This window comes from Lysobacter antibioticus (assembly GCF_001442535.1).
GTDB lineage: Bacteria > Pseudomonadota > Gammaproteobacteria > Xanthomonadales > Xanthomonadaceae > Lysobacter > Lysobacter antibioticus.
Map to the genome: position 1 here is coordinate 761,006 of NZ_CP013141.1, position 19,588 is coordinate 780,593.

Annotated in this window: 16 protein-coding genes and 1 pseudogene; 8 read left to right on the plus strand and 9 right to left on the minus strand. The window is 64.9% G+C overall.

What is annotated here, in order from left to right; genetic code table 11:
* Positions 1 to 5: 5 nt before the first annotated feature.
* A complete protein-coding gene (locus GLA29479_RS03150) occupies positions 6 to 572 on the minus strand; it encodes a YqgE/AlgH family protein (RefSeq protein ID WP_031370954.1) in 567 nt (188 codons plus the stop codon).
* A 202-nt stretch (positions 573 to 774) separates the two neighbouring features.
* Between GLA29479_RS03150 and GLA29479_RS03155 the strand changes: the two are divergent.
* Together GLA29479_RS03155 and GLA29479_RS03160 are read left to right on the plus strand one after the other, a co-directional pair.
* A pseudogene (locus tag GLA29479_RS03155) lies at positions 775 to 1,323 on the plus strand (DNA-3-methyladenine glycosylase I); the annotation flags it as partial.
* Between the two features lie 333 nt (positions 1,324 to 1,656).
* Positions 1,657 to 3,453 (plus strand): DUF4153 domain-containing protein, encoded by a 1,797-nt coding sequence (locus GLA29479_RS03160; protein WP_057970750.1) that lies wholly within the window; start codon positions 1,657 to 1,659, stop codon positions 3,451 to 3,453.
* Positions 3,454 to 3,643: 190 nt separating this feature from the next.
* Here GLA29479_RS03160 and GLA29479_RS03165 read toward each other — a convergent pair whose 3' ends face one another.
* The 4 genes from GLA29479_RS03165 to GLA29479_RS03190 form a co-directional block, all read right to left on the minus strand.
* Entirely contained in the window at positions 3,644 to 4,045 is a 402-nt protein-coding gene (locus GLA29479_RS03165) for a hypothetical protein (RefSeq protein ID WP_144436326.1), read from the minus strand.
* Between the two features lie 11 nt (positions 4,046 to 4,056).
* Positions 4,057 to 8,904 (minus strand): RHS repeat-associated core domain-containing protein, encoded by a 4,848-nt coding sequence (locus tag GLA29479_RS23465; protein WP_082638245.1) that lies wholly within the window; start codon positions 8,902 to 8,904, stop codon positions 4,057 to 4,059.
* A gap of 265 nt (positions 8,905 to 9,169) precedes the next feature.
* On the minus strand, positions 9,170 to 10,348 hold the full coding sequence (locus tag GLA29479_RS03185) for a PilT/PilU family type 4a pilus ATPase (protein WP_057970755.1): 1,179 nt from the start codon (positions 10,346 to 10,348) through the stop codon (positions 9,170 to 9,172).
* Between the two features lie 104 nt (positions 10,349 to 10,452).
* Positions 10,453 to 11,490 (minus strand): type IV pilus twitching motility protein PilT, encoded by a 1,038-nt coding sequence (locus GLA29479_RS03190; protein WP_031370959.1) that lies wholly within the window; start codon positions 11,488 to 11,490, stop codon positions 10,453 to 10,455.
* A gap of 160 nt (positions 11,491 to 11,650) precedes the next feature.
* Between GLA29479_RS03190 and GLA29479_RS03195 the strand changes: the two genes are divergently transcribed.
* The 3 genes from GLA29479_RS03195 to GLA29479_RS03205 all read left to right on the plus strand — a co-directional run bounded on the left by GLA29479_RS03195 (position 11,651) and on the right by GLA29479_RS03205 (position 13,732).
* The gene (locus GLA29479_RS03195; protein WP_425599958.1) at positions 11,651 to 12,349 is read left to right on the plus strand and encodes a YggS family pyridoxal phosphate-dependent enzyme; all 699 of its coding nucleotides are present in this window, start codon (positions 11,651 to 11,653) and stop codon (positions 12,347 to 12,349) included.
* Positions 12,350 to 12,425: 76 nt separating this feature from the next.
* Positions 12,426 to 13,262: a pyrroline-5-carboxylate reductase gene (gene proC, locus GLA29479_RS03200; protein WP_057970756.1), complete on the plus strand. Its 837-nt coding sequence runs from the start codon at positions 12,426 to 12,428 to the stop codon at positions 13,260 to 13,262.
* Entirely contained in the window at positions 13,259 to 13,732 is a 474-nt protein-coding gene (locus GLA29479_RS03205; RefSeq protein WP_057970757.1) for a DUF4426 domain-containing protein, read from the plus strand. Before proC ends, GLA29479_RS03205 begins: the two co-directional genes overlap by 4 nt.
* Before the next feature lie 236 nt (positions 13,733 to 13,968).
* Here GLA29479_RS03205 and GLA29479_RS03210 read toward each other — a convergent pair whose 3' ends face one another.
* A complete protein-coding gene (locus GLA29479_RS03210; RefSeq protein WP_169795606.1) occupies positions 13,969 to 14,871 on the minus strand; it encodes a lipase secretion chaperone in 903 nt (300 codons plus the stop codon).
* 99 nt (positions 14,872 to 14,970) lie between these two features.
* A complete protein-coding gene (locus GLA29479_RS03215) occupies positions 14,971 to 15,915 on the minus strand; it encodes a lipase family alpha/beta hydrolase (protein ID WP_057970759.1) in 945 nt (314 codons plus the stop codon).
* A gap of 277 nt (positions 15,916 to 16,192) precedes the next feature.
* On the opposite strand from GLA29479_RS03215, the gene GLA29479_RS03220 reads away from it, so the two are divergent.
* Positions 16,193 to 16,987 carry a cobalamin-binding protein gene (locus tag GLA29479_RS03220; RefSeq protein WP_057970760.1) on the plus strand — a complete coding sequence of 265 codons (795 nt, stop codon included), beginning with the start codon at positions 16,193 to 16,195 and terminating at the stop codon, positions 16,985 to 16,987.
* A 64-nt stretch (positions 16,988 to 17,051) separates the two neighbouring features.
* Positions 17,052 to 17,477, plus strand: a complete 426-nt coding sequence (locus GLA29479_RS03225) for a GNAT family N-acetyltransferase (RefSeq protein ID WP_057919962.1) — start codon at positions 17,052 to 17,054, stop codon at positions 17,475 to 17,477.
* Positions 17,478 to 17,519: 42 nt separating this feature from the next.
* Here the strand turns inward: GLA29479_RS03225 and aac(6') are convergent, their stop codons facing one another.
* On the minus strand, positions 17,520 to 18,029 hold the full coding sequence (gene aac(6') / locus GLA29479_RS03230; RefSeq protein WP_144436327.1) for an aminoglycoside 6'-N-acetyltransferase: 510 nt from the start codon (positions 18,027 to 18,029) through the stop codon (positions 17,520 to 17,522).
* On the minus strand, positions 17,984 to 18,589 hold the full coding sequence (gene pdxH / locus GLA29479_RS03235; RefSeq protein ID WP_057917225.1) for a pyridoxamine 5'-phosphate oxidase: 606 nt from the start codon (positions 18,587 to 18,589) through the stop codon (positions 17,984 to 17,986). The genes aac(6') and pdxH overlap by 46 nt, the downstream gene beginning before the upstream one ends.
* 17 nt (positions 18,590 to 18,606) lie before the next feature.
* Between pdxH and GLA29479_RS03240 the strand changes: the two genes are divergently transcribed.
* The gene (locus GLA29479_RS03240; protein WP_144436328.1) at positions 18,607 to 19,524 is read left to right on the plus strand and encodes a kinase; all 918 of its coding nucleotides are present in this window, start codon (positions 18,607 to 18,609) and stop codon (positions 19,522 to 19,524) included.
* The last annotated feature ends 64 nt before the right edge of the window (positions 19,525 to 19,588 follow it).

Genomic DNA, 19,588 nt, shown 5'->3' on the forward strand with positions numbered 1-19,588 from the left:
CGAACTCATGCGTGACCGGCGTAGTCGGCCAGGTGGGCGAAATCGACGCCGATGCGCCCCGCCGCCGCCTGCCAGCGCACATCGAGCGGCAGCTCGAACAGCAGCTCGGCGTCGGCCGGCGCGGTCAGCCAGTCGTTCTCGGTGATCTCGTGTTCGAGCTGGCCCGAACCCCAGCCGGCGCAGCCCAGCGCGACGATGGCATTGTCCGGGCCTTCGCCCTTGGCCATCGCTTCGAGGATGTCGCGCGAGGTGGTCAGGAACAGGTCGTTGCCGATCACCAGGGTCGAGTCCCAGCGGGTGCCGCCGTCGTGCAGCACGAAGCCGCGTTCGGGATGGACCGGGCCGCCGGCCAGCACGACCTGCGAACGCAGCGATTCGTCGCCGCCGTCCACGCCCATCTGCCCGAACACTTCGCCGAGCGTGTATTCGGAAGGGCGGTTCACCACGATGCCCATCGCACCGTCGTCGTCGTGCTGGCAGATCAGCGCCACGCTGCGGGAGAAATTGGTATCGGCCAGCGCGGACAGCGCGATCAGGACCTGATTGGCGAGGGGTGTGGGCATCACGGACATGGCCCCATTCTAACCGCCCCGGCGCGAATTCGGACCCGAAAACGCGCGGTCCACGGCCGCCCCCGAGGGCCTGCGTCCCGAATCCAGGACATGTCCCGGCCCGCATACGGCGCGCACCCGGCCATACGGTCCGCGGTCCCATCCCCCTGGATTCCCCCGGGCCCGCGCACCACAATCCAGATCCGCATCCCACGAGGTTCCCATGTCGGGCTATTGCGACATCGCACCGGGCCATCCGGTCCACGGCCACTACCACGATCACGAATACGGCTATGCGCGGCGCGAGGAAGCCGAGCTGTTCGAGCGCCTGATCCTGGAAATCAACCAGGCCGGCCTGAGCTGGGAAACCATCCTGCGCAAGCGCGACGGCTTCCGCCGCGCCTACGGCGGTTTCGACGTCGACACCGTCGCCGGCTACGGCGAGAACGAGCGCCTGCGCTTGCTCGAAGACGCCGGCATCATCCGCAACCGGCTCAAGGTGGACGCCGCGATCCACAACGCCCAGGTCGTTCAGGGTCTGCGCAAGAGCCACGGCGGCTTCGCCGAATGGCTCGACGCCCACCTGCTGTTGGACGGCCGGCCGCGCGACAAGGCCGCCTGGATCAAGCTGTTCAAGCAGACTTTCCGCTTCACCGGCGGCGAGATCACCAACGAGTTCCTGATGAGCCTGGGCTACCTGCCCGGGGCGCATCGCCAGGACTGCCCGGCCTACCGGTGCATCGAACAGCAAGGGCCGTATTGGCAGCGAGCGCAGGCCCTGGCCGCGGCGTCCGCCCCCGCGCCGGCTGCGAACAAGGCCGTTGCGGCGAAGACCGCAAAGAAGGCTGCTGCGACGAAGACCGCAAACAAGGCCGTGAAGAAGGCAGCGGGCAAGCCGGCGGCTCGCAAGCCAGCGGCCCGTAAGCCGCGCTAAGCACCCGAAACTGAACATCACGGACGCGCCGGATCTGGCTTATCCGGATCTGGCTTATCCGGATCCGCCCTATCCGGGTCTGGCTTATCCGGATCCGCCCAAGCCGGATCCGCCTTCGCAAGCGGCTCCGACGCAATCGCGATCATCCAGGCCATCGATCAAGGACAGAACATGAGCACGGCCCCGGCACTGCCCCGCTCCACCCGCGGCTTCATCGTCGCCGTCGCCCTGCTGCAGGGGCTGTTGCTGTATCTGGCCCGCAGCGGCCACGTCCTCGATGGCCACAGCACGCAAATCGGCTGGTACGCCCTGGTGCTGTCGGTGCCGAGCGCGATGATCCTGTCGGTGCAGGCATTGCGCGACCGCCGCTTCTGGGAGCAAAGCCTCGGCCTGGCTGCGATCTATGCCGCGCTGGCCGCGTGGGCCGGCTGGAGCGCCACCGGCGCGCCGCAGATCAAGGCCGGCGCGGTGCTGTGGCCGTTCGCCGCGAGCGTAGCGATCGCCTTGTTCATCGCCCTGCCCTACCTGCAATGCCGCATCCAGCATCGGCGCTGGAGCGCGCCTTACCCGGACCTGTTCGAGTACGGCTGGCAGAACGCGCTGACCCTGATCCTGACCGGCGTGTTCGTCGGCATCAGCTGGGGCGTGCTGGCCCTGTGCACGGTATTGTTCAAGCTGATCGGCATCGAGTTCTTCGGCGACCTGTTCTCGGACCCGCGTTTCGCCTATCTCGCCACCGGCACCATGGTCGGCCTGGGCATCCTGGTCGGACGCACCCAGCAGCGGCCGGTGCAGGTCGCGCGCCAGATCCTGTTCGCGATCTTCAAGGGCCTGCTACCGCTGCTGTCGCTGATCGCAGTGGTGTTCGTCCTCAGCCTGCCCTTCACCGGGCTCGACGCACTCTGGCGCACGCGCTCGGCGACGCTGATCCTGATGTGCCTGATCGCCCTGCTGGTGCTGTTCGTCAACGCCGTCTATCAGGACGGCGAAGGCGAACCGCCCTACCCGCTGTGGCTGCGGCGCATCGTCGAAGCCGCCCTGCTGAGCCTGCCGGTATACGCATCCCTGGGCTTGTATGCCTTGGGCCTGCGCATCGTCCAGCACGGCTGGACCGGCGACCGTTTCTGGGCCCTGGTCGCCTCGCTGCTGCTCAGCGGCTATGCCTTCGGCTACGCCTGGGCCGCGCTGCGGCCACGCCAAGGCTGGTTGCGCCCGTTGATGCGGGTCAACGTGATCGTCTCGTTGGCCGCGCTGGCATTCGCCGTCGCCGCCAACTCCTGGCTGCTCGACCCGCATCGGCTCAGCGTCGGCGACCAGTTCGCACGCCTGCGCGACGGCCGCGTCGCCGCGGAAGACTTCGACCTCAAGCACCTGCGCTTCGATAGCGGCCGCCGCGGCTACGAAGCCTTGCTCGCCCTGCGCACAGATCCCAAGTTCGCCGCCGCCGCGGAGAAAGCCGAGCTCGAACGCGTGATCGCGCTGAAAGACCCCTGGGTTTACGACTCCGAACACCCCGACAAGCTGCCGAAGACCCTCACCGCGCTACGCCAGCGCATCAAGTCCGCGCCGGGTGCCGACGCACCGGACCCGACCTGGCTGCAGGTCGTGCTCGACCGAAAGCTATCCACGCCCGACTGCCTTGACGAACACTCCGAATGCCTGCTGCTCACCCCAGATCTCGATCGCGATGGCCGCAACGACTACCTGCTGTGCAGCACCCAAAAGTACAGTGCCAGATGTTTCGTTTACGCCCTTGAGCATGGAACCTGGATCAAGATCGGCGACAGCCATGTGGGCGCTGAGTTCGACGCTATCGAATCGGCCCTGCGCAAAGGCGACGTCCGCCCGGTGCCCCGTCGCTGGGCCGACTATCAGTTCGGCGAGGGCGGCGAGGTGATTCGGCTGGAGCTTGAGCGGGTGGAGCGGGTGAAGGCGGCTGAGCCGGCCGAGACTGAGAAATCTAAGTAGCCAAAACTGCACCTGATCGCCGCCCCCTTTTAGGAACGGCGCAAGCCGTAACCCATCTTCGCGATTAGCGACAGTTCCGACCTCTAACGAGGCGGAACCAAAGCTGTGCGCCCCATGCTGATAGAGCCAGCTCACCAAGCCTATTTGCTTCACCGTCTAGGAACATCAAGCCAGCCCGAGCGAGGAGCCTTCACAGCCCCCGAGCGCACGCATCGCGCCACCGAAAATAGATATCGGTCGGAAACAGCTTGCTGAGCTCGGGCACCCTCGCCGCCGGGACGAGGCCATTGCAGCCACGATATTTCACTTCCACGAGGACATGCTGCACCGAGCCTACGGACTCAGTGAGCACCAGACGTCCTCTTCTTCTTTGCCAGGTGCCTGTCTGCTGGTTCTTAGGGCAGATATCGCAGTTCTCAGAAGACACGTATGTGCCGTCCTTGTGCAGATCAAAGGAGCTGGTAACCCCTATTCCCCTCACCCAGACCTCGCCGCGCGCCTCCGTTTCGCCACGCCCCTCCGTTTCCATCGAACAAGATGCAATCGAAAGCAACAAAGACACGCCAAGGCATCGAAGAATCTGAAGACTCATGTCACCCTCCGTCAATGTTTTCCATAGCTCCCATTCGCAATCGAGGGAATCCTGTTAGCGGTATCCCGGATCGCCCGGAGAATAACCCTCCTACATTTTTCATCGCACCTATCAAGCTGCCTAAGCTTGGCAGCGAGGCAACGCAATTCAGCGGCATGCGCCGAAAACTCACTGAGCATTCTTTGCGCGGTATCGTCATCAGCAAGATACCTCACATCACCGTGACCCGACTCCCAAAAATTCTCCGTGCATATACTTGGAGAGAGACCTCGAGCAGTCTTGATGTGCGAGCTTTCATGGGCAAGAACACAGTCTCTTATCGGACCTGGGCATTCGCCATAAGCCCATGCAAGAGTCCTTTCGTTAACAATAGGAAGCAGTTCCCCTCCCTTACACGCAACCCATCCAAGCACATCATCTCCTGTTACAAACCCGGGGCCCAATGCGGGGCTCAAACCGTAAAGATCCCACTTTGAAAGCGGGGAAGAATCTGAATAGGCATAAGTAGCAACACCACCTTTCAGACCGATAGGATCACTCTGAGAATACCTACCTACCGCTGAATCATAATCACGGAAATAGTTATAACTCATCCCACTTACAGCGTCATGAAGCTGCCCTGGAAATCTCATATCCAGCACGAAAGCGATTCCATCTTGATCAGGGTCTTGATTCGGTGACCCGCTGCCGAACGCCTCACCTTTTATATCCCAATTCCATACAGCCACATTCCGGACCGCATCTATGACGACCCGCGGCGTCGCCAAATGATCTGGCTCGATGTAATGAAGCGCATTGTTTCCGACAAACAAACCAACAGGAAGATGGTCCATCCAAACGACTTGCTGAACCAGATTCCCATTGCCGTCGTACTCTCCTAACCGCCTGCCAGACTCATCATAAATAGAAAAGGAGTTCCCGCTTTCTGTCTGTTTACGAACCAGCTCGCCGCGACCATTATAGAAATAGGTCTTCAGCAACGTCGGACCTTGTTTGAGCTCACTGCTTCGACCCGCATCGTTATAGACGAAGGTTTTGCCATCGACTTGCGTGGCATTGCCGCTTGCATCGTAGCTACGAGAACTGCCCGAGTTTGCGTGAATCAATCGATGACTATCGGCCGGATAGGTGTATGTGTGAGCACCTCCGGCGTTCGCGAAACTCAGACGATTGCCTGTCGCATCATAGGTATAGCTCTCAATCGCTTCATTCGTAGGCCCGTCGCGAAGGTGGGTCAGACGGTTTAGCGCATCGTAGCTATAGGCCAGCAGCGGATTCGCTGTACCTGCGGGAGTCAGTTTATTGATATTGCTGACAGCATCGAAACCGAGACCGAAAGACAGACCACCGGGTGCGGGATCAGAGACCGCGGCAGGGCGATAGTCAAGATCGAGCGGGCGCGCCATGACCCGCCCATTGCCATAGGTCCAACCCACAGCGGGACCGAATGCCTGATAGCTCACTTGGCTTAACAACATCTCGGCTACCCCCCCGGCACCGCCCTTGGCATCGATCCGGCTAATGCGCCCCTGCACATCGCGTCGATACTCAACCGTCGCACCGTTGGGGTATGTGATGCGGCTTAATTGCCCAGCCAAATCGTAGGCGTATTGCAAGGTAAATACCTTGCCGTTCGTAGTCTGGACTTTACGCACTGTGTGACCGAAGCGATCGTAGCAATATTGCGTACTCCCGCTGAAGTCGGCCATCAAAGTCAAACGCCCTTGAGTGAAATTTTCGCCTGCAGGGCAAACGGCCGGCACACTGTCGTAGACATAGGCCTCATTAAGGCCGCTAGTCGGATAGCTGACGGCGACTAAGCGATTGAGTGCGTCGTAGCTATAGGTGCGCTCGACACCACGCGCATCCGTATCGCCCTTGAGGTTACCGGCACTGTCATACAAGAAAGTGCTGACACCCGTGTCCGGGCTCGATAGGCGGACTTTATCGCCAAATCCGTTGTACCCGTATGCCGTCTTCAGGCCCTTCGGATCACTAACCTCAGTTAGACGATCAAGCGCATCGTGTTTGAACTCGCTCTTGGCATTGATGCCGCCGACGTCCTGCAGGGTCTTGGCCAAGCGATCGAGCGGATCGTAGTCGTTGTCGGTCTTGCGGCCGAGCGCATCGGTGGTGACGTCGCCGTTGCCGTTGGCGTCATAGCTGAAGCCGGTCGGGTGACCCTCCGCGGTCTTCGCCGTCTTGAGTTGGCCTAACTGGTTATAGACCCGTGACAGGGTACGCATCAGCGCCCCGTTGCTGTCGTTCGTGTCTTCCTTGGTCCGGTTGCCGGCGTTATCGAGCGTGTAGTGAATGCGGTTGCCGGCGTTGTCGTAGATGTCGGTCAGGCGATGTGCCGCGTCGTATTCGTAGCGCACGAACATGCCGTCGGGCTGGATGACCTTCTTGATCTGGCCAGTCAGGTCGTACTCCATGCGAGTGATCGCATCATCGGCTTCCGAGCCGTTATTGGTGCCGCGCACCTTGCGTGCCGCCAGCCAACCGCGCGGGGTGTATTCCAGATCGGTCACGACGCCGTTGGCGTCCTTGCTCGACAGCGCTCGGCCGGCGACGTCGTAACGCAGAAACTCGGTGGCGTGGCCGAGCGCGTCGGTGATCTTCCACAGGTCGCCCTTGCGGTAGGCGCAGGTTGCAGGCGATGCGGCGCAGGCCGGGTCGTCGCTGGCGTAGTACGAATAACTGGATACGTCGGCCACATCGGTCCGCGGCCCGTCGACGGCCTTGACCGCGCCGAGCACCGGGCAGTTTCCGCCCGCGGCGACATCGGCCGCCTCGCAATAGGTCGTAGTCGTGGTGCGCTCGGCATTGGTGACCGGATCGACCTGGGTCGAGGTCACGACTTGGCCGCGGTCGTTGTGGGTCCACTTGGATTTGGCGATCAGGGCATCCGTGTTATTGAGCGTGCGCCTTTCGGTGGGCCGCGAGTACGCCGCATGCCAATCGGTTTGAATCGTGCGCGTATGCGGCATTACTCCCGCGCCCGAACTTAAGCCCTCTTTACGACTCGTCTCCTGGAACTGGTCGTATACATAGTTCGTTCGCGCACCCAATGAAGTCTTGCTCCACTGTCGCCTATTAGCCGAGTAGAACGCTGTCTCTGGCGCAGTTACCGATCCATCGGTCGTAGCGACCGCGATTTGAGTGGGTTGGCGAAAGGCCTCGGTAGAGAAGGTATAGGTTTTTACCGCACCCGTCGGCAAAGTCACTGTCGTCGTACCGTTTGCGTTATACGCAAGCGAGACCTTGCCCGCTCCACCGGCATGATCGCTGATTGTCACGCGCCCGTATTCGTCGTAATCATAGGTCGCATAACGCTGACCGTTTTCATCGACCACCCCCGTCAAATGATGCGGGAACAACTTGGGGTCGCAACCGGGAATCGCTGCTCCTGTCGCCGTGCGGCAAAGATGATCTGCTTCGGCATACAGGTACTCGGGACCCTCGCCGGCCTCGGGCCCCGCCTTGCTGACATGCGTCAACCGGCCCATCGAATCATAAACATACTCGACGAGCGACTTGCCGTCGGCTTCGATCCGCCCGATGCGAACGCCGTTATCGTCCAGACTCGGTTGAGCCGCGAGGACATAATGTAACGAAATCGCTCTTCCCGACGGGCTGCGAATACGCAGCAAGTCTCCCGCAACCAGACAGATTGCGGACTGGACATCAGCCTCGGTGCAGTAACTCACGCTATAAAATCGACCGCCGCGATCGAAACCGACCAAACGGCCTGCTTCGCTGAACCATACAAGCTCCCCTGCGCCCGAGGAGAGACGCCAGCGACCGTATTGAGCGGCCACGGCATCCGGCTCACGAACCAAGATCACGCCAGGACGGTTCGTCGAACGGTAGGTGGTTTCCGTCACCTTCGTCATAAGCTCAAAGTAGCCATCGGACCTTACCCAGGTCTGCGGCAACCCGTTGTACATCATCATCTGGGCCGAATAGGAATGCGCCCAGTTGTCTCCCAGCCCGGATTGCAACGACAAATCCCGCACGGAGTTGTACACCCGCTGGAACGTGTCGCCTTCCCAGTCGAAGTCGCTATCGCGATATTCCTTATTGCCGGTGGCCGCAACGGCTGGATTTCCGTCCTTGCAGCAAGAATCGTACTGGGCGGACTTCTTGGAAATCGTCCCTCTGGCGGTATTGGTACAAACCAGCGGCCACTTGATGGTCGAATTCGCATACGCCGCTGAAAATGTCGCCGGGCAACGATACCAATCCCTCCTTGTGATATACCAAGGGTGAATTTGTGTCGGCGAAACCTGAACATCGAGCCTACGCGCGGATGGCTCAGCGCTAGTGTAATTACGCGATTGATAGAGATATTCGCCTTGCGGCGTCCAACTGATAGTGCTCGGCTCGTAGGCGCCGGAATAGGTACCGTTTACTGGCTGGCTATAGAGGGATGATCTATAAGCATCGACCGCCATCGTCGCCTCGTCGCCGCACCAAATGGAAGCGTCCGGAGCCGTTACCGCACCGGTGGAATTGGCTGAATTGCAGCCACGCCAGGTGCTTACATAGTTGGCCCGATAGAAATCATCGATGTAGATCGGCGTACGACGCTTGGTCTTATATTCCCGGAAGAAATTGCCAGGCCCAATCTCGCGAGTGGAATCCACTTCCAAGAGCGAATTCCCGATCGGCGTCGCCGGCTCCGTACGAATGTAGCTCTCAGCTTCGCCCAAAGTATTGAAACACGCCGTCTCCTGCCCCGGCATATAGCGCGTGGCGCAGTACTGGTCGGCCGCCAGCGAAACGCCGGGAAGCAGCAAAATCGCCAACGTCGCACAGACGAGGGATACGAAGCGGAGCAATGCGCTATGCGCCATGACAGGTCATCCGATGAAGAGAGCCGCGGGGCGGCTGGAACGTCCTTGGTCCTATGCAGTCGAAGGCGGTGCCGGCGAGTACGTGAAAGCGACCGAGTCGGGCTTTGGCCCGTGGCGATGATCACGCTTGGCGATCTCATCTTTCAAGACGCGCGCGCTGCAATTCGCCGATTTGTGAATTCAGGCAGCCCAAAGCACATAGCGCGCAAACAAAAACCCGGCCGGAGCCGGGTTCTTCATTCGCAGCGATGCCGCCGCCGATGCCTTAGCGCACTTCGGCCACTTCGACGCCGTCCATGCCTTGCGACAAGGTGCGCGCGTCGCCGCCCTGGGCGAGCTTGATGCGCAGGCGCACTTCGTTCTGCGAGTCGGCGTAACGCAGGGCGTCTTCGTAACCGATCTCGCCGGCCTGGTAGAGCTCGAACAGGGCCTGGTCGAAGGTCTTCATGCCGAGCTGCACGGATTCCTTCATCAGTTCCTTCAGCTTGTGGATCTCGCCGTCGCGGATGTAGTCCTGGGCCAGCGGGGTGCCGAGCAGGATTTCCATGGCGACGCGGCGGCCCTTGCCGTCCGGGGTCGGGATCAGCTGCTGGGCGACCACGCCCTTGAGGTTAAGCGACAAGTCCATCAGCAACTGGTCGCGGCGGTCCTCGGGGAAGAAGTTGATGATGCGGTCCATCGCCTGGTTGGCGTTGTTGGCGTGCAGCGTGCACAGCACCAAGTGACCGGTTTCGGCGAAGGCGTTGGCGTGGTCCATGCCTTCGCGGGTGCGCACCTCGCCGATCATGATCACGTCCGGCGCCTGGCGCAGGGTGTTCTTGAGCGCGTTCTCCCAACTGTCGGTGTCGATGCCGACTTCGCGCTGGGTGATGATGCAGCCTTCGTGGCGGTGGACGAATTCGATCGGGTCTTCGATGGTGATGATGTGTCCGGTCGAGTTCTGGTTGCGGTAGCCGATCATCGCCGCGAGCGAGGTCGACTTACCGGTACCGGTGGCGCCGACGAAGATGATGATGCCGCGCTTGGTCATCGCCAGCGTCTTGATGATCGGCGGCAGGTTCAGTTCTTCGACGGTCGGGATCTTGGTCTCGATGCGGCGCAGGACCATGCCGACCTGGTTGCGCTGGTAGAAGCAGCTCACGCGGAAGCGGCCGACGCCGGTCACGCCGATGGCGAAGTTGCACTCGTGGGTCTTTTCGAACTCTTCACGCTGCTGCGGGCTCATCACGTTGAGCACGAGATCGCGGCTCTGCTGCGGCGTCAGCGGGTTCTGGGTGATCGGGCTGATCTTGCCGTGGACCTTCATCGACGGCGGCATGCCCGAGGTGATGAACAAGTCCGAGGCGCGCTGGTGCGCCATCAGCTTGAGGAAGGAGGTGAAGTCGATGGCGCCGGTGGCGGGGCTGGCCGGGCCGGCCGGATTCGGATTGGCTGGGTTGTTCATGGGGCTACCTCCTCGGGAGGTCTGGAACTAGGGGAAGTCGTGCGCAAGCGGCGGTCGGCGCGGTGCGGAGGCCGGCGAAGCGGAATACTTCGCCGGCGGGCGCATCAGTCGAACAAACGCTTGTCCTTCGCGTACTCGCGCGCCTGCGGCCGCAGGATCATGCCGCGCTTGACGAGGTCTTGCAGGTGCTGGTCGAGCGTCATCATGCCGTGGCTCTGGCCGGTCTGGATCGCCGAGTACATCTGCGCGACCTTGTCTTCGCGGATCAGGTTACGGATGGCGGGGATGCCGACCATGATCTCCCATGCCGCGGTACGACCGCCGCCGACCTTCTTGAGCAAGGCCTGCGAGATCACCGCGCGCAAGGACTCCGACAGCATCGAACGCACCATCGGCTTTTCGCCGGCGGGGAACACGTCGATGATGCGGTCGACGGTCTTGGCCGCCGACGAGGTATGCAGGGTGCCGAACACCAAGTGGCCGGTCTCGGCCGCGGTCAGCGCCAGGCGTATGGTTTCCAGGTCGCGCAACTCGCCGACCAGAATATAGTCGGGGTCTTCGCGCAGCGCCGAACGCAAGGCCTCGTTGAAGCCGTGGGTGTCGCGGTGGACTTCGCGCTGGTTGATCAGGCACTTCTGCGAGGTGTGCACGAACTCGATCGGGTCTTCGACCGACAGGATGTGCGCGTACTCGTTCTTGTTGATGTGGTCGATCATCGCCGCGAGCGTGGTCGACTTGCCCGAACCGGTCGGGCCGGTCACCAGGATCAGGCCCTGCGGCTGTTCGATCAGCTGGCGGAAGATCGGCGGGCAGCCGAGGTCTTCCAGCGACAGCACTTCCGACGGAATGGTACGGAACACCGCACCGGCGCCGCGGTTCTGGTTGAAGGCGTTGACGCGGAAACGCGCCAGGCCAGGAATCTCGAACGAGAAGTCGACCTCGAGGAATTCTTCGAAGTCGCGGCGCTGCTTGTCCGACATGATGTCGTAGACGAGCGCATGGACCTGTTTGTGGTCCAGGGCCGGAATGTTGATGCGGCGTACGTCGCCGTCGACCCGGATCATCGGCGGCAGACCTGCCGACAGATGAAGATCGGATGCTTTGTTCTTAACCGAAAACGCCAGAAGTTCGGCGATATCCATGCGTGCTCCCCGCACTGCAGGGACCCGTCATCCGGGTCCGTGAAAAGCCAGCCTCAAGGGCTTGATTGCAACTTCAAGCTGGAACCAAACCACCCCTGCGAGGCAGTATAGCCCCCTCACGGCATGTCCGATCCAGCCCTTTCACTACAGGATTCCCCTCGTGCACGAGCACGTCCTGCACGACATCTTGCATCAGTTGACGCATACGGCGCATGACGCCGGAAGGCCGGTACCTCGATTGCTTGCGGTCAGTAAGACCCGGGATGAGACGGCGGTCGCGAATCTGGCGCTGAAAGGGCAAACCGCGTTCGGGGAGAACTACGTTCAGGAGGCCCTGGCCAAGCAAAACGCGATGGCCGGGACCGCCGCGGCCGGGCTGGCGCTGGAGTGGCACCTGATCGGCCACCTGCAGTCGAACAAGGCCGCCGAGGCCGCCACGCGCTTCGATTGGGTCCAGACCGTCGACCGGCTGAAGCTGGTGACGGCATTGGCCCGCCACCGGCGCGCCGACCAGGCCGCGCTCAACGTATTGATTCAAGTGAATATCGACGACGAAGCCAGCAAGCACGGCTGCCGTCCTGACGAGGTCGAGGCGCTCGCGACCGCGATCGCGGCCGAGCCGCGACTGCGCCTGCGCGGGCTGATGGTGATCCCCGCGCCGCACGACGAACCTGAGTTACTACGCCCGGCGTTCCGGCGCAGCAAGCAGTTGTTCGACTCGCTCACTCAAACTCACCGCAGCGTCGACACCTTGTCGATGGGTATGAGCGACGACTACGCGGTGGCGATCGCCGAGGGCTCGACCATGGTCCGGATCGGCACCGCCCTGTTCGGGGCGCGGACCAAGCCGCAGGCCTGAGTCCCACGGACGGTGCCGGGCGGACGGCGCCGACCGCGGTTGTTATCCTGCGGGCCGGTCTCCGCAGTGGTCGAACATGTCCGAATCCGCTTCTCTCCCCTCCGGGCCGATCGCCTTCATCGGCGGCGGCAACATGGCGCGCAGCCTGATCGGCGGCCTGGTCGCCCGCGGCGTCGCCGCGCGCGACATCCGCGTCGCCGAGCCCGTCGAGGCCCTGCGCGCTGCCTTGCAACGCGATTTCGGCGTGCAGTGCTTCGACGACGCCAAGGCCGCGGCCGAGGGCGCGTCGGTGTGGCTGCTCGCGGTCAAGCCGCAGGTCATGCGCGAGGTCTGCGCGAGCCTGGCGGCGCAAGCCGCCGCGCAACGCCCGCTGGCGATCTCGATCGCCGCCGGCATCACCGCCGGCCAGCTCGACCGTTGGTTGGGCGGTGGCGCCGCGGTCGTGCGGGCGATGCCTAACACCCCCGCCCTGCTCGGCGCCGGCATCACCGGGCTGTACGCCAACGCGGCCGCGGCCTCGCGCTTCGGCCAGGCGGCGAGTCTGCTCGATGCGGTCGGGCCGACCGTGCGCATCGACGAGGAAGCGCAGATGGACGCGGTGACCGCGGTCTCCGGCAGCGGCCCGGCCTATGTCTTCCTGCTCGCCGAGGCGATGCAGCAGGCCGGCCAGGTCCAGGGGCTGAGCGCCGAGGCGGCGCGCGCCCTGGTCCGGCAGACCCTGCTCGGTGCGGCGACCATGCTGACCCATAGCGAGGAGCCGGCCGAAATGCTGCGCGCACGCGTGACCTCGCCGGGCGGCACCACCCAGGCCGCGATCGAGACCTTCGAGGCCGGCGGTTTCCGCGCCCTGGTCGACCGCGCAATCGCTGCGGCGACCGAGCGCGGCCGCCAGTTGTCGGCGGCGAACGAATGAGCCGGCTCGCAGGCATAGCCGCGGCCGTCGCCATGCTGGCGCTGCTCGCCGGCTGCGGCGGCGAAGGCCCGGCGCCGGCGCAGAATCCGAATGCCGCGCGCAGCGAGGAAGTGGTGCGCGTCGGCGACATCAGCGTGCGCGCCAGCGCCATCCAGGCCAAGCAGTTGTCGCCGGCGATCGCCCAGCGTTACGGCGCCAGCCACGACGAACGCACGGTGCTGGTAGTGGTGTCGCTGCGCAAGGGCGACGACGCGACCTCGGTATCGGTGCCGGCGAAAGTCACGGTGACCAGCGTCGATCTGCTCGGCCGCAAGCAGGCCCTGAGCATGCGCGAGATGCGCGACGGCGAACTGCTCGACTACGTCGGTGTGGTCTCGATCTCGCCGCCGGACACCTTGCGCTTCGACGTCAAGGCGGTCGGCGAGCAGGGGCAGCGTTATACCTTGCAGTTCAATCGGGATTTTTTCTGAGGGGCCGGTCGCTCCGAATGGGCAGACTTGCCGCATCGCGCTGAAGTCTCTGGATCCCCGCTTTCGCGGGGATGACGAGCCAAGGCAGTGAGGACCCGTGTTTTCGTCGATTACTGGCCTGACGCGGTCGTTCGATTATCGCGGTCGCGGCTTGCGCCGCTCCTACCCTTTGCTACGTCGCCCAGGGTAGGAGCGGCGCAAGCCGCGACCACGTCCCCACGACCGCCGACGCACCGCTACGGCCCCGGCAACAACCCATTGCGCGTCAACACATCGACGCGGCGGCGTTCGTTGGCGTCGAACCCCTGCAATAGCGAAGCCATGCGCTGCCGGCGCTGGCTGTCGCTGAGCGCGGTATCGGCCAGCACGCGTTGGCGTTGGGCAGCGTAGCGACGCAAGCGGTCCTGCCACTGCGCCTTGCGCGCATCCAACTGCGCCAGGCGTTGCGCGGCCTCGCGTCCATATAAGGCTTCGCGTTCGGCGTAGCGCGTGGCGGCGTCGACCCGACGCGCTTCGAAAGCGCGGCTTTGCCGCACGGCGCTGTCGAGTTCCAGACCTTGCGCCCGCTCGGCCTGCCATTGCGGGTCCAAGCGCGCGTCCAGTTCGGCCACACGTCTTGCGCGCGTGGCCTCATCGAGACTGCGGTCGGCCAACAACCTGCGCCGTGCGAGCGCGTCGTCGTAGGCGCGCTCTTCCTCGCCGTACCAGGCCTGCGCGAGTTCGGCGCCGAGGCGTTCGCGGCGCAGCGAACGCACCCGCGCCACCGCGGCCTCCATGTCGCGCGCCTCGTGTCCGGCCGCGACCGAATCGCGCTCCAGGGCGACATAGGCATCGAACCAGGCCAGCACCGTCGCCAACGCATCCGCAGCCAGATGCGGCTGCAGATGCGCGATCAGCGCGACGCGGATCGCTTCCGGCGATTGCTCGCCGGTGCGGCTGAGGAAGTAATCGAACAAACGCCGCAGTTCGCGATCCGGCTGCGGGCGCCCCCGCGCGTCGACGCGCACGCCGCCGTCGACTTCGGTGTCGCGCAGCGAATCGGCCCGCGCCCCGATACTGGCGGCCGACGCGCCCGCGGAAACCGCAACCGCGAGCGGTGGATCGATGTCGCGCACGCCGGTCACGGCCGAGCTGGTCATCGCCGACCCCTCGTCTCGGCTCGACAGCCACCACCCGCCCGCCAGCATCGCGGCGAAGGCGCAAGCCGCCGCGAGCATGCCCGGCACCGGCCGCATCGCTTACAGACCGGCGTTCTTGAGGCGGTTGACCTGACTGCGATAGACGCTGGTCGGGCTGGAACTGAAGAGGCCGCGCAGGCCGGCTATCTGGTTGACCTCGTCGAGATGGTTCCAGCCGTAGTCGTCGCGGATCACCTGGCCCCAATGCGAGGAACAGCGCCCGACCAGGCCGTCGTTGGCTTCGCCGCCGAACAACAGGCCGCCGGCGACCATCGCCACGTCGGAGGCGTCGAGCAGATGGGTGCCGCGCGAGGTGCCGCCGAGCGAGTAATAGCGAATGCCGTTGACGCTTGCGGCGCCGGAACCGCAGGCGGTGGTCGGCGCGCCCTGCGGATAGCGCGCGTTGAACCGCGCCGAACCGGCGCTTTCCAGCGCGGCCAGGGCGGCCAGCGAATCCTGGGTGTCGTCGCTGCCCGACAACAGGCCGATCAGACCGGCGAAAGCGTTGACGAACGATGCGGCCAGGGGCCGCAGCGGCGAGCCTTCGGGCAGGGTCGTGCCGACGAAATCGGCGACCTTGCTGCCGGCATGCGGCGAGCCGACCGAGGTCATCGACGCGACCAGGTCCGGGCGCACCGCGGCGACATAGCGCGCGGTCGGGCCGCCTTGGCTGTGGCCGATCAGATTGAACCTGCCGTAGCCGTGCAGGGCCTGCAGATGTTCGAGTTGGTCGATCAGGGCTTCGCCGCGGACTTCGTTGGATTGGGTCGCGGCCACTTGCGCGACGTGCACGCGGGCGCCACCGGCACGCAGGGCCTCGGGAATGCCGAACCAGTAGTCGTAGACGCCGCCGATCGCATCGAAGCCGAACAGGCCGTGCACCAGCACCACCGGGTGGCGGGTCCGGGTGTAGTCGTCGGCCGATGCCGGGAACCCCCCGGCCAACAACAGACAGGCCAGCAGCAGCGGTGCGCGCAACAGGCGCCGGTAATGAAGTCGCGACATGATCCCTCCGATCGTGGGTGGACGTCGGCAGGCACCGACGGCCCGACTGTACGAAGCGGTATGGTCAACACACGCCGCGCTGCACCATACGGCGACGAACTGTGATCCCGCCGTGCGATTCCGCCGTTTACCCGGCCTGGCGGGGCCTGCGATTGCTGCGCTGCACCCAAATCTGCGCCGTCCGGGCCGGCGTGCCGGGCACTGGCGGCCCACGGTGCTCGCCGCGGATCGCCGGCTTGGCCGACAATCCCCGCTTCGCCGTCAGCATCGGAACCCCATGGGCCCGCAACGCATCGTCTGCCTTACCGAAGAGCCCACCGAAACGCTGTACCTGCTCGGCGAACAACACCGCATCGTCGGCATCAGCGGGTTCACCGTGCGTCCGGCGATCGCGCGCAAGGAAAAGCCCAAGGTCAGCGCCTTCACCAGCGCCAAGATCGGCGAGATCCTCAAGCTGCAGCCCGACTTCGTGGTCGGCTTTTCCGATATCCAGGCCGAGATCGCCAGCGAGCTGATCAAGCACGGCATCGAAGTCTGGATCAGCAACCACCGCAGCGTCGCCGGCATCCTCGACTACATCCGCCGCCTCGGCGCCCTGGTCGGCGCCGGCGACCGCGCCGATGCCCTGGCCGGCGAATACGAGCGGCGCATCGCCGACGTGCAGGCGCGCGCCGCGGCGATGCCGCGCCGGCCGCGGGTGTATTTCGAGGAGTGGGACACGCCGCCGATCACCGGCATCCGCTGGGTCTCGGAACTGGTCGGCATCGCCGGCGGCGACGACGTCTTTCCCGAACGCGCGGCGATGTCACTGGCGCGCGACCGGATCCTGGCCGACCCGCTCGAAGTGGTGCGGCGCGCGCCGGACCTGATCCTCGGCAGCTGGTGCGGCAAGAAATTCCGCCCCGAACAGGTGGCGGCGCGCGAGGGCTGGGACGCCATCCCGGCGGTGCGCGACGGCGAACTGCACGAGATCAAGTCGCCGATCATCCTGCAGCCCGGCCCGGCCGCGCTGACTGCGGGGCTGGATGCCCTGAGCGCGATCGTCCAGGCCTGGTCGGCCAAACAGCGCTGACATTGCTGAGCGTGCGCCGACGCCGCGATTGCACCGCGGCGCGGGCGGTGCGAAGGTGCCGGTCATGGCCGAGCCCATCCACATCGTCTATGCGCGCGAAGCGACGATCGAAGTCGCCGAGTTCCGGCAAGTGCTCGAACGCTCCGGTCTCGGCACCATCCGTCCGGTCGCCGACGAGCCGCGGCTGCAGGCCATGTTGTCGGCCGCGAACCTGATCGTGACCGCGCGCCTGGACCGGGCCGATGCGACCCTGGTCGGCGTGGCTCGCTGCGTCACCGATTTTTCCTGGTGCTGTTATCTGTCCGAACTGGCAGTGTCGGCCTCGGCGCAAGGGCTCGGCATCGGCAAGGGTCTGCTCGACGAAGTGCGGCGCCAGGTCGGGCCGAGCGTCAGCGTGATCCTGGCCTCGGTGCCGGACGCAGTCGGTTTCTACGAACGCGCCGGCATGGCGCGGATGCCGGACACCTTCTGGTACAAGCGCGAGCACTGAGGGGCGCGGCCGACACCGGTGACGCCTATCGCGGCAGCCGCTTCAGCCGGGCTCGCGCAGACGCTTGCGGAAATACACCACGCGCTCGGTCTCGTCGAAACCGCAGGCCGCGTGGGCGCGATGGCTGGCGTGGTTGTCGAGCAAGGCATCCGAAGCCAGTTCGCTGGCACCGCGCTGCAAGGTCCACTGCTCGACCGCGACGATCAGGGCGCGACCGGCACCGCGGCCGCGCCACTGCGCCTGCACGTACCAGCCTTCCAAAAAACCCACCGGCGAGCTCTCGGTGCCGTTGACGTAGTCGTTGCGCAAACTGGCTTCGGCGAAGCCGTACACGTCGCCGTCGGCATCGACTACGAGGAATACGACGGCGCTTTCGGGCCGGGCGAGCATCTGTTCGATGTCGCCGGCATGCTGGGCCGGGTCCGCCTGCGGCCACAACACCTGGCGCAGCCGCGACCATGCGCCGACATCGGCGGCGGTCGCGGCGCGCACGCGCCAGGCGGGTGTCACGGATACAGCATCCGCTTGCTCCAGTCGCCGGCGCGGTCGCATTCGTAGGACCAGCGCTCGTGCAGGCGGAAGTCGGCGCCATACCAGAATTCGATCTTGTCGGCGCGCACGCGCAGGCCGGTCCAACGCGGCGGGCGCGGCACGTCGCGGCCCTCGAACTGCTGCTCGGCCTGGGCCAGCCGCTGCTCGAAGGTCTCGCGATCGGCCAGGGTCTCGGACTGCTTCGAAGCCCAGGCGCCGAGCTGGCTGCCGCGCGCGCGCGTGGCGAAATAAGCATCGGCCTCGGCATCGCCGACCACTTCCACCGCGCCTTCGATGCGCACCTGTACGCCGTGCCGCACGCGCGGCCAATGGAACAACAGCGCGGCATGCGGGTTGGCCTGCAGTTCGCGGCCCTTGCGCCCGTCGAGGTGGGTGTAGAAGACGAAACCGCGCGCGTCGTGCGCCTTCAGCAGCACGGTGCGCGCCGACGGCCGCGCATCGAGCGAGGCGGTGGCGACGGTCATCGCGGTCGGGTCGGGCTCGCCGGCGGTGCGGGCTTCTTCGAACAGCGTATCGAAGGTGGCGAGGGCTTCGTTGAGCAGGTCGTGGGTCGTGGTCATTGCGCTATTGTGAGCCGATGTCGCCGCGCCCGCATCCGTCCGCCCTATCCGGCAAAGATCCCGGCCAAGCACTGGGCCGAAGCGCCGGCCGGGACCGCGCCGATGCAGCCGGCTCCCCATCGACAGACTCTGAAGCAACGGGCTTCGAACCGGCCTGCGTCGCCCGCGTGCTCGACGACGCGCTCACCGCGAACGCCCGCATCTATGCCATCTGCGGCCTGCAGGGCAGCGGCAAATCGACGCTGGCGGCGCAGGTGGCGGCGCTCGCTCGGTCGCGCGGGTTGCGCGTGGCGGTGTTGTCGATCGACGACTTCTATCTCGGCCGGCGCGAACGCCTGCGCCTGGGGCGCGAGGTCCATCCACTGCTGGCCGCGCGCGGGCCACCTGGCACCCACGAAGTCGGGCTGGCCTGCGAGGTGCTCGACCGCTTGCGCGCCGGCGCCTGCGTACGCTGGCCGCGCTTCGACAAGCTGCGCGATACACGGGTCGTGCCGTCGCGTTGGGCACAGGCCGAAGCCGTCGACCTGACCCTGTTCGAGGGTTGGTTCCTGAAGACGCCGATGCAATCCGCGGCCGAACTGGTCGCGCCGATCAACGCGCTCGAACGTAATGAGGACGGCGACGGCCGCTGGCGCGCCTACTGCAACGCCGCCCTGGGCTGCGACTATCCGACGCTGTGGTCGCGCCTGGACCGTTTGCTGTTCCTGCAGCCGCCGGGTTTCGAGGTGGTGGCCGAGTGGCGTTGGCAACAGGAGTGCGCGATGCAGGCGCGGCGCCCTCGTCGCCAGGCGATGACGCGGGCACAGGTGGAGCGCTTCGTGAGCCTGTTCGAACGGGTCAGCCGGCAGGCGCTGGCGCGGCTGCCGCAGATCGCCGAGGCGAGCCTGTGCCTGGATGCCTCGCGACGGGTTCTCTCACCCGCGAACTGGCCATGACGCAGCGAGTGACGAAGCGACGGCAATGCCGGCTTCGTCACTCCCGATCGGCCGCAGCGGTCGC